This window comes from Komagataeibacter xylinus, from assembly GCF_009834365.1.
Lineage (GTDB): Bacteria > Pseudomonadota > Alphaproteobacteria > Acetobacterales > Acetobacteraceae > Komagataeibacter > Komagataeibacter xylinus_D.
The window spans coordinates 3,174,445-3,187,715 of sequence record NZ_CP041348.1; the positions used below are offsets into that span (position 1 = coordinate 3,174,445).

General features: G+C 61.0%; 12 protein-coding genes. 6 read left to right on the plus strand and 6 right to left on the minus strand.

What is annotated here, in order from left to right; translation table 11 throughout:
* Window positions 1–48 precede the first annotated feature (48 nt).
* Window positions 49–951 carry a diacylglycerol/lipid kinase family protein gene (locus FMA36_RS15245; protein WP_240906399.1) on the minus strand — a complete coding sequence of 301 codons (903 nt, stop codon included), beginning with the start codon at window positions 949–951 and terminating at the stop codon, window positions 49–51.
* A gap of 319 nt (window positions 952–1,270) precedes the next feature.
* On the opposite strand from FMA36_RS15245, the gene FMA36_RS15250 reads away from it, so the two are divergent.
* Complete coding sequence (locus FMA36_RS15250; RefSeq protein ID WP_159263147.1) at window positions 1,271–2,641, plus strand: amino acid permease; 1,371 nt, start codon at window positions 1,271–1,273, stop codon at window positions 2,639–2,641.
* Here FMA36_RS15250 and arsC read toward each other — a convergent pair.
* Together arsC and FMA36_RS15260 are read right to left on the minus strand one after the other, a co-directional pair.
* A complete protein-coding gene (arsC, locus tag FMA36_RS15255) occupies window positions 2,633–3,004 on the minus strand; it encodes an arsenate reductase (glutaredoxin) (RefSeq protein WP_159263148.1) in 372 nt (123 codons plus the stop codon). The two genes, FMA36_RS15250 and arsC, sit on opposite strands and share 9 nt — an antisense overlap.
* Before the next feature lie 97 nt (window positions 3,005–3,101).
* Complete coding sequence (locus FMA36_RS15260) at window positions 3,102–3,779, minus strand: hypothetical protein (protein WP_159263149.1); 678 nt, start codon at window positions 3,777–3,779, stop codon at window positions 3,102–3,104.
* Between the two features lie 81 nt (window positions 3,780–3,860).
* Between FMA36_RS15260 and trhO the strand changes: the two genes are divergently transcribed.
* From trhO to FMA36_RS15275, 3 genes are all read left to right on the plus strand, one after another.
* Window positions 3,861–4,943, plus strand: a complete 1,083-nt coding sequence (gene trhO, locus FMA36_RS15265) for an oxygen-dependent tRNA uridine(34) hydroxylase TrhO (protein ID WP_159264034.1) — start codon at window positions 3,861–3,863, stop codon at window positions 4,941–4,943.
* Between the two features lie 366 nt (window positions 4,944–5,309).
* Window positions 5,310–5,804 (plus strand): DUF1851 domain-containing protein, encoded by a 495-nt coding sequence (locus FMA36_RS15270; RefSeq protein WP_159263150.1) that lies wholly within the window; start codon window positions 5,310–5,312, stop codon window positions 5,802–5,804.
* Window positions 5,805–6,045: 241 nt separating this feature from the next.
* A complete protein-coding gene (locus FMA36_RS15275; protein WP_276612591.1) occupies window positions 6,046–7,941 on the plus strand; it encodes an ABC transporter ATP-binding protein in 1,896 nt (631 codons plus the stop codon).
* An 18-nt stretch (window positions 7,942–7,959) separates the two neighbouring features.
* On the opposite strand, the gene FMA36_RS15280 is transcribed toward FMA36_RS15275, so the two are convergent.
* Complete coding sequence (locus tag FMA36_RS15280; RefSeq protein ID WP_159263151.1) at window positions 7,960–8,733, minus strand: SDR family oxidoreductase; 774 nt, start codon at window positions 8,731–8,733, stop codon at window positions 7,960–7,962.
* Between the two features lie 145 nt (window positions 8,734–8,878).
* On the opposite strand from FMA36_RS15280, the gene FMA36_RS15285 reads away from it, so the two are divergent.
* Entirely contained in the window at window positions 8,879–9,799 is a 921-nt protein-coding gene (locus FMA36_RS15285) for a LysR family transcriptional regulator (RefSeq protein ID WP_206065121.1), read from the plus strand.
* Between the two features lie 78 nt (window positions 9,800–9,877).
* On the opposite strand, the gene nhaA is transcribed toward FMA36_RS15285, so the two are convergent.
* A complete protein-coding gene (nhaA, locus tag FMA36_RS15290) occupies window positions 9,878–11,002 on the minus strand; it encodes a Na+/H+ antiporter NhaA (RefSeq protein WP_159263153.1) in 1,125 nt (374 codons plus the stop codon).
* Window positions 11,003–11,171: 169 nt separating this feature from the next.
* Window positions 11,172–12,761, minus strand: a complete 1,590-nt coding sequence (locus FMA36_RS15295; protein ID WP_159263154.1) for a cation:proton antiporter — start codon at window positions 12,759–12,761, stop codon at window positions 11,172–11,174.
* A gap of 287 nt (window positions 12,762–13,048) precedes the next feature.
* Here FMA36_RS15295 and FMA36_RS15300 point away from each other — a divergent pair, with 287 nt between their 5' ends.
* On the plus strand, window positions 13,049–13,231 hold the full coding sequence (locus FMA36_RS15300) for a hypothetical protein (protein ID WP_159263155.1): 183 nt from the start codon (window positions 13,049–13,051) through the stop codon (window positions 13,229–13,231).
* Window positions 13,232–13,271: the final 40 nt, after the last annotated feature.

Sequence of the window (13,271 nt, forward strand, 5' to 3'; positions counted from 1 at the left end):
CGGAAACCTATCACGCCATGGCCCGGTTTGGGGAGGGATTTTCCTGTCTTACCCCGCGCACGGGCAAATGGCGATGCGAATGGGCTGGTCATTGATCTGCGCGCGTATGGCGGTCTGGCCATGCGCATCGCCATCGCTCTGCACGGGCAGGCCGGTGGGAGCGGGAATGGCAACCGTGGTGGCCCGCAGCACCGTCACATCCTTCTGGCGGGGCAGCGTGCCGCGCAGCAGGGCCAGCCCGTAGCGCAGGGTGGCCCATGGCCCGGCACTGCCAAACAGCACGACGGAGAACGCCTTCTCCGCCTGCATGGAAGCAGGTACGAGCATATGCTGACCTGCATACAGCGCCCCTTTCGAGATGATGGCGGACGAGGCTTCATGCACCGTGCCATCCACCTCCACACGCAGCACGGGATAGCGGTAGCCCCACAGCGCCCGCAGCACCGACACCACATAGGCCGCGCGGCCCACCGCCTTTTTCAGCCGGGGCGAAACGGTATGGACCACATGGGCATCAAACCCCACCCCCGCCATCTGCACGAAAAGCGATTTGCCCTGCGCCGTATGCAGCACGCCCGGCCACACGGTGGTACTGGTGCCCGCGATGATACTGCGCGCAAGTGCCCTTTCATCAAACGGCAGGTCGAGTTCACGCGCCAGCACGTTGGCCGTGCCAACAGGCAGCACCGCCAGCACCACATCGGAGCCCGCAAGCCCGCGCGCCACTTCGGCCACGGTGCCATCGCCGCCGGTCGCAACGACATGGCTGCACCCGCCGTGACGCACCGCCGCGCGCGCCAGTTCGGTGGCATGACCCCGGTCGCGCGTATGGACAACCTGCACCGCAACACCCGCGCGGCGCAGGGCCCCGGCAAGACGGGTGGCATGGCCCGAACGCCGCCGCCCTGCGGTGGGGTTGACGATAATGGTAACGGATCGTGACGCCTGCATGGCCATAGCGTGTAGAACACCACGGGCGAAATGACTACCGGCCCCATTCAGCGGGCCATGCCCCAGGACAGGCCAGCACAGCACCCCGCCGTTATGCTGGAAAACCAGCGCGTTATGTCATCATGGCCTGCCTCCGCTCCCCTTTACAGACGGTGCGGCTTCCTGTCCTAATGATGTGCATGAAAGTGAAACGATTACAGATGCACGGGCAAGACCACGCCTGTCAGGCACTGACACGGGCTGCCCTGGTTGAGGCGGATTTCTCCCCCACAGGTGGCCCGCCCGTCATGTGCTCCGCGCTGGCACAATGGCAGACATCATGACTGACGGCACACCCCCCTGCTCCGCCCGGCCTGCATCGGTGCTCAGGCAGCGCCACATCATCATGATTGCGTTGGGCGGTGCCATCGGGGCCGGGCTGTTCGTGGGCAGCAGTGCGGCCATTGCTGCGGTGGGTCCTGCGGTGCTACTGGGCTTTGTCGCAGTGGGCATGCTGGTCATGCTCGTCATGCGCATGCTGGGGGAAATGGTGATTGCGAGCCCCGGCAAGGGATCGTTCGTGGAATATATCCGCACGGCCCATGGCAATGGTGCTGCGTTTACCACGGGGTGGCTGTACTGGTTTTTCTGGCTGGTGGCGCTGGGCAGCGAGGCGATTGCAGGCGCGATCCTGTTGCATGACTGGATCAGGCTGCCGGTCTGGGCGCTGGCTACAGCGCTGATCGTGGCGCTGAACCTGGTCAACCGCATGGCGGTGCATATTTTTGGCGAATGCGAGTTCTGGCTCTCGCTCATCAAGGTAGCCAGCATCGTGGCCTTTGTGGTGGCAGGCACCCTGTACGTGGCGCATGTTTTTGGCCCCGGCGTGCCGGTCGTGCACAATGCAACGGGTCACGGCGGGCTGTTCCCCAATGGCGGGATGGGGGTGCTGTCCATCATCCCCACCCTTCTGTTCACCATGATCGGCTCGGAAATCGCGACCGTGGCCGCCGGTGAATCCGCCGAACCGGCCAGGAACGTGGCCTATGTCACCCGCAGCCTCGGCACGCGCATCATGCTGTTCTACAGCCTGTCCATCGCGCTGATCCTGATGATCGTGCCATGGTGGACCATTGTGCCCGGTCATTCGCCCTTTGTGGCGGCCATGCAGGTCATGGGCATTCCGGGAGCGGCTGCGTGCATGCGGGTGGTGGTGCTGACGGCGGTGCTGTCGTGCATGAACTCCAGCCTTTACATCACCTCGCGCATTCTGGCCGAACTCGCCCGCCATGGCGATGCGCCCGCCCTGCTGCAGCGCCGCAACCGCCAGAACACGCCGGTCAATGCCATCATGGCCAATTCACTGGCCGGCGGCGTGGTGGCGTTTTCCTCCATCCTGGCACCTGATACGGTGTTCTCCTTCCTGCTCAGTTGCAGCGGGGGCGTGATCCTGCTGGTCTATTCGCTGATCGTCACTGCCTATGTGGTCACGCGCCGCGCGGCCACGCCCGCCATGCGCCAGGCGTGCTTTCGGCTGCCGTTCTTTCCCGTCATCAACATTGCAACGCTGGGGGGCGTGCTGGTCATTTTCGGGGCGATGCTGCTCAATCCGTCGCAGCGCATGACTGCTCTGGCCAGCCTGGGCACGACAGTGTTTTTTGTGCTGATCCACGCCCTGCGCCGCAAAAAAGCTGGCCTGATTTCAGGCTGAAGCGGGTCGGGCCTGCGGCAGGATCTCGAACAGCATCTCCTTCGGGCGGCACGGGCGGGCCTGCGTGTCGGTCATGACGACGGGGCGGTTGAGCAGGATGGGGTGTGCGGCGATGGCATCAAGGATCTGCCCATCGCTCAGCGCAGGGTTGTCGAGCCCGAGTTCGCCGTAGGGCGTGCCGCGCTCGCGCAGCAGGTCGCGTACCGGCACGACCAGCCTGCTGGCCAGCACGTCGAGTTCGGCCCGCGTGGGCGGTGTCCTGAGGTATTCCACCACCACGGGCTCGATCCCGGCGGCCCGGATCAGGGCCAGCACGTTGCGCGAGGTGCCACAGGCACGGTTATGGTACAAGGTTACGATCATGGCATGCCCCACATGGCGCGAGAGGAACAATCAGATGGGCCTAGCGGTCCGGCCATGGTGGTCCACCATTTCCGCACGGACGTAAAGGGGCTGCTGTTCAGAAAGGAATTTCATCCGCGCAGATCGCCGTTTTCGCTGCAATGCGGTAGGTATCGATGAACTGCGCATCACGCGGAAAGTGGAACTGTCGTAACGGCGGCACGGGCGAGGCTTGCTCCTCCGGCACGTCAACGGGCAGGATCAGGCCTGCCTTGAGGTTTTCGCTGACCAGATCGACTACAAACGGAATTTGCGTTCTGTTGACAATATTGGCCGTTGCAATGACATGCGCGCCCTTGAGCACGTAGGCATTATGCTGGCTGTCAAAGCACACGCTCAAACCGGCATCGACATCGCGCATGGCCGTGACGATGGTAGTGCGGATATGCGCCATCTCCTGCGTAAAGCCCACCCATGCCGCCCTGATGGCCTGCATGTAGGCAATGTGATGACGGATCAGGGTGCGCATGGATGCGACATTTTCCCGCACCTCGATGCCGAAAGACGGAAAGACAGTCCACCCCTCCTTTTCAAACGCGATGAGGGTCGAGCCACGCAGGGCCAGCTTCCGGCCTTTGTAAAGAAGCAGGTCAAAATCCTCAGTTGCACCGGAGGGATAGACCTGATCGACAAACGTGCTGATATTGGAAAAATCGTCACCCGAACGCATTTCCAGCAGGAAGTGCTCCCGGTCATCGCGCCGGTAAAAGATATTTCCTGTCAGATCATCCGTCATGTTGCCCGGCCCTGCTGGCGTTGCGGCGCATGGTGCATTCAGGCCGCGGTTCAGCTATATAGCATGGCTTCATGTATCCGCATGCCCGCATGTGGCCGTTTCCAGCGCAGGGTTGCCAGTGTGACAGATCCATCCCCTTCTTCCGCGTCTCCTGTGGCAGAACTGCCCATCCGCGTCGCGGCCCTTTATCACTTCACCCCGTTTGCGGATGTTGGCGCCGTGCGGGAGCACCTGCTCGCCGCCTGCCATGAACTGGGCATACGCGGCATATTGCTGGTGGCGCATGAAGGGATCAATGGCACCATTGCCGGAACAGATGCGGCGATTGATGCCATACTGGCCATCATCCGCGCCCTGCCCGACTGTGCCGGGCTTGAGGTGAAGTTCTCGCGCGCGCCTGCGCTGCCGTTTCACCGCATGAAGGTGCGCATCAAGCGCGAGATCGTGACCATGGGCATCGACGGCCTCGACCCACGCCGTGACGTGGGCCACTACGTGCCGCCCGAGGACTGGAATGCCCTGATTTCAGACCCCGACACCATCGTGATCGACACCCGCAATGATTATGAGGTGGCGATTGGCACCTTTCGCGGCGCGATTGATCCGGGCACGAAAACCTTCCGTGAATTTCCGCAATGGTTCCGCGAACGTCAGGCCGAACTGCTGCACGAAGGCCGCACGCCCAAAATTGCCATGTTCTGCACCGGCGGCATCCGCTGCGAGAAAGCCACCGCCTTTGTCCGTGCCGAAGGGGTGGAGGACGTGTTTCACTTGCAGGGTGGCATCCTGAAATACCTTGAAACCGTGCCCGAGGCCCAGAGCCTGTGGGAAGGCGAATGCTTTGTGTTTGACCAGCGCGTGAGCGTAGGCCACGGGCTCGCACCCGGCACGTTCGACATATGCCACGCCTGCCGCACGCCCCTCAGCGCCGCGGACCGGCAGTCACCCGATTATGAGGAAGGCGTGCGCTGCCCGCATTGCAGCACGGACCGCACCGAGGCCCAGCGCCAGCGCTATGCCGAACGCGAACGCCAGATCCAGCTGGCCAGAAGCCGCGGCGCCCACCACATGGGTCTGCCGCTGCCGGTTGGCGCAACTGATGGCGCAGAAGCGCCAAAAGAAGTTGCTCCATCTGCACAGAAGCAGAAGGTCGTTCCAAAATAATGGCCCGCCATACAGGCCAATGCGCAGGAGGTGCGCAACCTTTTCAAGAGACTATTAAAAAAAGAACAGTTTCGGGGTGTCGCCTCTTTTTTAAAGGCGGCATTTTCCGAAGCTGTTTGCAAAACAGCTTCACCAAAAATCTTTATGATTTAAGGGTATTATTGATCCTGTCTTTTCAAATACCCTCTCCAGAATCAAAAACACACCACATCCTGAATTTTCTTTTTCTCCGAACAGGGTGGCAGGAAAGTTAATACAGACAGGAAAAATAAAGAAGAGATCACGTTTAAATATTTTGATGATAAATTTAAAAAAGTTTCCTAATCCTGCAATAAAGAAAATAATTCTTATCCATACTCTTCCGATATGGCGGAAAGTTTATGCCATCTGTTTAAAAATTATGGTGGAGACTCGTTTAACGGTGGTTTGTACAGAATTGTAAAACCGGAAGACATCAAGACATGGTCAGAACGTGTTTGCCTGGCATTCCCCGATTACGAAAAAACAATGATATGCTTTGGATATGATTGGCTTGGCAGGGTATTTGCGACCAAAAATCCGGGAAAAGGCGATCATATATCATTGTTTGAATCAGAAACGGGCGATGTATTCAACATTGAAGGCGATATTTTTTCATTCCACAATGACGAGCTGGTCAGATATGGCGATGCTGCCCTGGCAGAAAATTTCTTCGCAGAATGGCAGGCAGCAACTGGTTTATCATTGAAATACAATGAATGCGTTTCCTATAAAATACCCCCATTCCTGAGCGGAAAGGATGAGATCGATAATTTGTACGTAGAAGATATTGATGTTTCCTGGAATATTATCGGACAAATACTAAACAAGATACGTGGATAAAAAATACAAATTATTGGGCATCTGCACGTAAATTGCATATCCATGTCCCGCATCGCATGGCGTTCACCGGGCTGGTGTTTTGCGGGGCAGCTGATCATCCTGTCATGAGAATGGTTGTGTGTGGTAAAGCTTCTTTCACGAAGGCCGTAAGGCACGCTGCATTAAAAAACAGACGGTGTGCGAAAATTTTTTTATGCAATAATTTGTTTTTAAACAGCTTTTTATCGGGAGCACAGACTGGTTGAACGCTGAGACCGAACCATCACGCCCTTCTTCCCCCCGGCCGGGAACGCACCAGCCATGGTCCGCGCGGCTGAAGCGGCGCTTTGGCGTGTATGCCCATGTACCGCGCATGTTCCGCCAGATCTGGCAGTGCAGTCCGGCGCTGACGGTAGCCAGCATCTGCCTGCGGCTGGTGCAGGCCATCCAGCCGCCGCTGGCGCTGTATCTGGGCAAGCTTATTGTTGATGAGGTCATCCGCCTTGGCGGCCATGCCATGCCCGCCGGGTCACTGGCCCACTGGGCGCTGCATGGTCCGGCCACGCGGCTGGAACTCTGGATCGCGCTGGAATTCGCGCTCATCATCCTGTCTGACCTGACATCACGCGCCATCTCGCTGGTCGATGGGCTGCTCAATGAGCGCTATATCAATTCTGTCAGCCTTGCGCTGATGGAACATTCCGCAACGCTCGACCTGCAGCAGTTCGAATCAAGCGCGTTGCAAGACCTGCTAGAGCGCGCGCGCCGCCAGGCCTCGGGGCGTAACAACCTGCTGGTGCAACTGTTCAACATCGCCCAGACCACGGTCACGGCGCTGGTGCTGGCGGCAGGAGTCATGGCGTTTGCGCCATGGCTGGTGGTGGTACTGCTCATAGCCCTGCTGCCTGCTGCTGCGGGGGAAGCGCATTTCAACGCCGAGGGCTACCGCCTGATCCGCGCCAAGACCGCCGAGCGCCGCGAGATGGAATATCTGCGCCATGTCGGCTCCAGTGCGGAACATGCCAAGGAACTCAAGCTGTTTGGCCTTGGCGGCTTTCTGGTCGGGCGCTTCAGCACGGCTGCGGCCACCGTGCTGGAACAGAACCGCAGGCTGGCGCTGCGCCGGTTTGCATGGAGCGGGGCGTTCGCCGCCATCGGCTCGGTGGCGTATTATGGCGTCTATATCGTGATTGTGTGGGACACGGTGCGCGGGCGCTTCTCGGTGGGTGACCTGACCTTTCTGTCAGGCTCGTTCCTGCGGCTGCACGGGCTGCTGTCGAGCCTGCTGCTCGGCGTGACGCAAACCGCCAGTCAGGCGCAGTATCTTGATGATTTCTTCACGTTTCTCGACCTGCGCCCGGCCATCCTCTCGCCCCCCGTGGCACGTCCCTTCCCTTCGCCCATCCGCCAGGGCATCCGCTTCGAGAATGTGGGCTTCCGCTATCCCGGCACGGACAGGTGGGCCCTGCGCGGCCTTGATCTGCACATTGGCGCGGGCGAGACTGTGGCGCTGGTTGGTGAGAACGGAGCAGGCAAGACCACGATCGTGAAGCTGCTCACCCGGCTTTATGAACCCGATGAGGGGCAGATCACGGTTGATGGTGTTGATCTGCGCGACATGGACCTTGCCGACCTGCGTGCCCATATCGGCGTGATCTTTCAGGATTTCATCCGCTACAGCCTGACCGCATCGGAAAACATTGCCGTGGGCCGGATTGAAGCACTCGATGACACCACACGCATTACCGCCGCCGCCCATGAGGGGCTGGCTGATGCCGTACTGGCCAAACTGCCCATGGGCCTTGACCAGCCTCTGGGCAAGCGGGTGGCCATGGGGCGCGAACTCTCGGGCGGCGAGTGGCAGAAAATCGCCATATCGCGCGCCTATATGCGCGATGCCGACCTGCTGATCCTTGATGAACCGACCTCGGCACTTGATGCCCGGGCCGAAACGGATGTGTTCGAGCGCCTGCGCGCGCTGCGCCAGGGCAAGGCGGCGCTGGTCATTTCGCACCGTTTTTCCACCGTGCGTACGGCAGACCGCATCGTGGTGCTCGAGCATGGGCGCGTGCTTGAAGCAGGCACGCATGAACAGCTCCTGGCCCAGGGCGGGCGCTATGCGGAACTGTTTGAATTACAGGCGGCGGGGTACCAGTAGCGCCCCGCCGCCCGCGGCCTACTTGGTGGTGTAACCGCCATTGACCAGAATGGTCTGCCCGGTCATCCACCACCCTTCCGATACGATGAAACGGATATAGGGGGCTATATCCTCGATCTCGGTCAGGCCGGTCCGGCTGAAGGGGGAAAGTGCTGCGGCCGATTTGTGGTAAGCCACGGCCTCGGGTGCTTCCTGCCCATAAAAGAAAGGCGTATCCATCGGGCCCGGCCCGATCGCGTTGACCGAAATGCCACGCGCGCCATATTCCTTCGACGCCGCGCGGGTAAAGTGCTCCACCGCCGCCTTCGAGCCAGCATAGGTAGAATAGAACGGCGTATAAGCTCCAAGCAGCGAGGTGACGAGCGTCAGCAGCTTGCCATTATCGTTCAGGTGGGTGCCCGCTTCCTTGATGAAGAAATACGCAACGCGCGTATTGACCGCGAACATGGCATCGAACTCGGCCTCGGTTGTCTCGGCAATCGGCTTCTTGAGCACCTGGCCTACGGTGTTGATGGCAATGTCTGGGCGGCCGATGGCGGCCACCGTATCGGCGAACAGTTTGGCCACCGCACCGTTTGCGGTCAGGTCGGCCTGAAAGGCCACGGCCTTTACACCTGCCGCCTTCAGCGCCGCCAGTGTTTTCTCGGCCTCGGGCCTGGCGGCCGCGCTGTGGTAGTGAATGGCAATGGCTTTTGCGCCATGGGCTGCAAGGTCATGCGCCACGAGCGCACCAAGATTCTTGGCCCCGCCTGTAATGAGAACCGTCTTACCCTTGATGCTGTGATCTACCATATCGAGCCTCCGTTCATGCGTGGCAAGCGCGGGTGGCGCTTTTGCTATCCGCACAGTATCAGTTAGGATCTGGCTATAAAGTTCCATTTTCTGACAACACCTGTCAGGAATAACGAACAAACACCCAATGTATGCCGGGGTTGCCGTGGATCGTATCGACCTGTTCCGTATCTTCACCCGCGTGGTGGAAACCACCAGCTTCACCCGCGCTGCCGATACGCTCAACATGCCGCGCTCCTCGGTCTCGGCCGCCATACAGGAACTCGAGAACCGGCTGGGCACAAGGCTGCTGGCCCGCACCACCCGCTCCGTCACCCCAACGCCCGATGGCACAGCGTTCTACGAGCACTGCGTGCGGCTGGTCACGGATGTGGAGGAAGCCGAAACCCTGTTTCAAAAAGATCGCACCGCGCCGCGTGGCCTGCTGCGGGTGAACCTGCCCGGGCGCATCGGGCGGCTGATCGTGGCCCCTGCCCTGCCTGCCTTCCTGCGCGACTACCCCGATATCGACATCGAGCTTGGTGTAAGCGACCGCACCGTGAACCTGATCGAGGATGGCATCGACTGCGTGCTGCGCGTCGGCCCGCTGGCGGACTCAGCATTGATTGCACGGCAGTTGGGTGAACTGCCGCTCATCAACGTGGCCAGCCCCACCTATCTGGCGCGCCGGGGCACGCCGCGCACGCCAGCCGACCTGCCGCAGCACGAGGCCGTGCGCTACGCCTCGCCCGCCACTGGCCGGGTGGAAGCATGGGAATGGATGGCGGACGGCACGGTGCATGGTTTGCAGATGCCCGGCCGGGTTACGGTCAACAGCGCCGAAGCCCTCGTGGCCTGCGCCCTGGCCGGTCTGGGGCTGATACAGGTGCCAGCCTATGATGTGCGCCACCATATTGCAGCGGGCGAACTCATTGACGTCATGCCCCGGTGGCGGCCCGAACCCATGCCCATGGCACTGCTCTACCCCCATCGCCGCCATCTGTCGCGCCGGGTGCAGGTGTTTGCCGACTGGCTTGCAACGCTGCTAGCGGAGGCAATGGATGAACACCCTGGCGAGGCGAATTGATAAAGTAAAAGTTTCCGGGTGCTGCTTTTAAAAGCAGCGTTCTTTCGAGGCTTTTTGCAAAAAATCCACCAGAAACTTCTATGACCTGCCCCCAAAACGGAGCCATGCCCAGCCCGACAGCGCAGCAATAAGGGAGCCTGCGAATATGCCCAGCTTCGCAGCCCCCACCAGGGCAGCATCCGTAAAGGCGAGGCTGGCAATGAACAGGCTGATGGTAAAGCCAATGCCACATAAAAGCGAAAGCCCGAACAGCATGTGCCCCGAGGTCGCCTCCGGCAGGCTTGCCACCCCCAGTCTGGCCGCCAGCACGCTTGCGCCAAAAACGCCCACGGGTTTGCCTACTACCAGCCCCAGCATGACCCCAAGCGGCACAGGGGCCAGCAGCATGCCCATATGCGCCCCAGCAAGCGAGACGCCCACATTGAGGAAACCAAACAGCGGCAGCACCAGCCATGTTACAACCGCATTCAGGCCCGGTCGGGCCAGCGGGGCGGGCAGGCAGGCGCCAACCGCCACACCCGCCAGCGTTGGCTGCACGCCTGCGCGCACGCACAGCCCCCATAACAGCACGCCACCCAGCCCATAAACGCCAGCATTGACCACCCCGCAGCGACGGGCCGCAACCAGCCCCGCCAGCACCATGCAGGCCCCCCCCAGCGCAGGCCAGCAGGGTGCTGAACCGTAGAAGACCGCAATCACCCCGATGCCCAGCAGATCATCAAAAACCGCCAGCGCCATGAGCCACACCCGTGCTGCCGGGGCTACGCGCGCACCGAGCAGCAGGATGATGGGCAGGGTAAAGGCCGCATCGGTTGCAATCGGTATGGCCCATCCCCGCGCTGCCTCCGCCGCACCACGGGTTATGAGGATGTAGGTAAGGGCCGGAGCCACCATGCCGCCCAGCGCGCCAATCAGCGGCAGGGCAACCCTGCGGGGTGAGGAAAGATGGCCATCGCTGATTTCCTGCCTGATTTCGAGGATGATGGTCAGGAAAAACAGCGCCATCAGCCCATCGGACACCCAGGCGGTCAAAGTGCGTGGCCCTTCTGCGCCCAGAATGGAAACGCTGAACGGCCACTGCGCCACCGCCCCATAAGCGCCGGCCCATGGCGAATTGGCCAGTCCGAACCCCAACACGGATGCCAGCAGCAATGCGCAGGCGCCCCCTGCGGGGGAACGCCAGAAAGCAGTCGGAACACTCATCCCGCTGTCATTGCACCCGAACGCAGCCGCATTGCAATAACCGGCCCCACCACACAAACACGGGGCAAAAAGCGTAACCACAAAACAGACGATCCAGCATACAAAAATTCTTGGTGAAGCTTTTTTCAAAAAGCTTCGAATAACGCTGGGGATGATTGAAAAAACCTGCTCAGATCAAAGCCCCTTCCGCTGTCATCTGCTGCAGGTCGAGTTCATGTTCAAGCTGGTGCAGCACGGCGTCATGGATCTCGCCACTGCGGTGCAGGCGCAGCAGTTCGGCGCGGCCTGCCTTTATGGTGGCCAGCAGGGCGCGGTAATGGGCATCCTGCCGCCCCTGCAGCGCCTCCTGCTCGTGGCTGAAACGCTCGGCCAGTTCCGCACGGTAGGCATATTGCTCAAGCAGGCGGTCATGCACCAGTTGTCCCTCCGCATCATAGGCCAGATGTTGCATGACGCGCTCCTGCACGCGGGCAATCAGGGCGCGCGCCTGCGAGACCGACAGGTAATGCCGCTGCCCCGGCACCTGCCCGCGCGCGCCCTCCGTCATGCGGATCAGCCAGCCGATGGTAGTGCCCTGGCCCAGCACGGTTGCCAAAATGACCACGAAGGTCGCGATCTGCATGATGTCGCGCTCGGGCATGCCCTCGGGCAGCGCCAGCACGATGGCCAGACTGACCACGCCACGCATGCCGCACCACCCCATGACGACAACATAGGTCATGAACCCCCGTACGCCTGGCCGCCGTGATGGCGGCACGCAGGCGATGCGCAGCCCCTCGGTCATGGCCATCCACACAAAGCGCGATATCATGACCGCCAGCACAATGCCCATGACGGGGCCGAACACATCCTGCACCACCCAGCCCGTGCCCCTGTGGCGCAGCACGATGGCATGCAGCGCCATGCCGATCAGCACGAAAACGAGGGATTCCAGCAAAAACACCAGCACCTCCCACACCGCTGCCCAGCGCAGGCGCTCATCGGCGCTGAACACGTCATGCTGCCGCCACCCCAGCACCAGCCCCGCCACAACCGTGGTGATGACCCCCGACGCCCCGAGCCACTCGCCACCGATATAGGCCACCCAGGGCAGCAGCAGCGTCATGGTAATGCTCAGGATCCGGTCGCGCACCCGGCGCAGCAGCCTGATCCACAGCCATCCCAGCCCGCCGCCCACCACCAGCCCGCCCATGGCCAGCCATGCAAAGGTGACAGTGGCATGAACAAGACTGAACGAGCCGGTCAGCACCGCAACGGTGGCAAAGCGGTAGATGACAAGGCTCGCCGCGTCATCCAGCAGGCTTTCGCCTTCCAGCAGCGTCGTGATCCGCTCCGGCAGGACCACGTGCTTGAGCACGGCCTTGGCCGCCACCGCATCGGGTGGGGCGACAATGGCGCCCAGCACGAAACACCCCGCCCACGGCATGGAGGGAATAAGCCAGTGCGCGGCCAGCCCCACGGCAAATGTGGTGAACGCAACCCCGCCCACCGCAAGTTGCAGGATACCAAACAGGTGCAGGCGAAACGCATGCCAGACGGAAAAATACGCCCCCGCCAGCAAAAGCGGCGGCAGGAACACGATCAGCACCAGGTCAGGATCGATTTCAAGCACCGGCAGGCCGGGGGCAAGCGCAATGGCAATGCCGCCCAGCACAAGGGCTGCAGCCGGTGGCAGGCGCATCTTGCGCGCGGCCAGTTCCAGCCCGACGATAAGCACGATCAGCATGAGGATATACTCAAAGCGCGCTACATTGGACATGAACATCATACCTGTCTCAGCCGGGCCTGTGCCTTTAACGCACAAGCCATGCCATCGATATCTGACAAAATATTCATGGCCATGAGTGGAAATAATTCATGTCTTTTTGGTGTCGCTGCGCACCAGTCAATCAATCATGACTACGTGCATGAAATAAAATACTGACACCGCCATGAAACGGCACCGCACGGTGTCCGTTCATGCCATGCAGGCGGCTCTTCCGCCCCGCGCGCCTGCACCATCGCCTTTACATGCGCCCACCCACTCCAGACAAAGGAGAACAGCCGATGGATGCACCCTGCACCCGCCCGGCACAAGGCCCGGACAAGCCCAAGGCCACGGTCAGATCCCCATCCCTCATACTGGCGTCCCCACGGCCCGATACACCACCGGCGCAGGCCCGGCCCTGCCTGTCGCACCGTCTCGCCAACCCGGCGCAACAGCCAAGGAAAAGCCTTTTCCGCAAATGAAAACACAGGGGCGCATGGCGGTTTAGCGTCATGCGCCCGG

What these genes read in the sequence shown, in the direction of transcription:
- FMA36_RS15245 (WP_240906399.1), bottom strand. Translation starts at nt 951, where the DNA reads ATGCAGGCGTCACGATCCGTTACCATTATCGTCAACCCCACCGCAGGG.
- FMA36_RS15250 (WP_159263147.1), top strand. Translation starts at nt 1,271, where the DNA reads ATGACTGACGGCACACCCCCCTGCTCCGCCCGGCCTGCATCGGTGCTC.
- arsC (WP_159263148.1), bottom strand. Translation starts at nt 3,004, where the DNA reads ATGATCGTAACCTTGTACCATAACCGTGCCTGTGGCACCTCGCGCAAC.
- FMA36_RS15260 (WP_159263149.1), bottom strand. Translation starts at nt 3,779, where the DNA reads ATGACGGATGATCTGACAGGAAATATCTTTTACCGGCGCGATGACCGG.
- trhO (WP_159264034.1), top strand. Translation starts at nt 3,861, where the DNA reads ATGCCCGCATGTGGCCGTTTCCAGCGCAGGGTTGCCAGTGTGACAGAT.
- FMA36_RS15270 (WP_159263150.1), top strand. Translation starts at nt 5,310, where the DNA reads ATGGCGGAAAGTTTATGCCATCTGTTTAAAAATTATGGTGGAGACTCG.
- FMA36_RS15280 (WP_159263151.1), bottom strand. Translation starts at nt 8,733, where the DNA reads ATGGTAGATCACAGCATCAAGGGTAAGACGGTTCTCATTACAGGCGGG.
- nhaA (WP_159263153.1), bottom strand. Translation starts at nt 11,002, where the DNA reads ATGAGTGTTCCGACTGCTTTCTGGCGTTCCCCCGCAGGGGGCGCCTGC.
- FMA36_RS15295 (WP_159263154.1), bottom strand. Translation starts at nt 12,761, where the DNA reads ATGTCCAATGTAGCGCGCTTTGAGTATATCCTCATGCTGATCGTGCTT.
- FMA36_RS15300 (WP_159263155.1), top strand. Translation starts at nt 13,049, where the DNA reads ATGGATGCACCCTGCACCCGCCCGGCACAAGGCCCGGACAAGCCCAAG.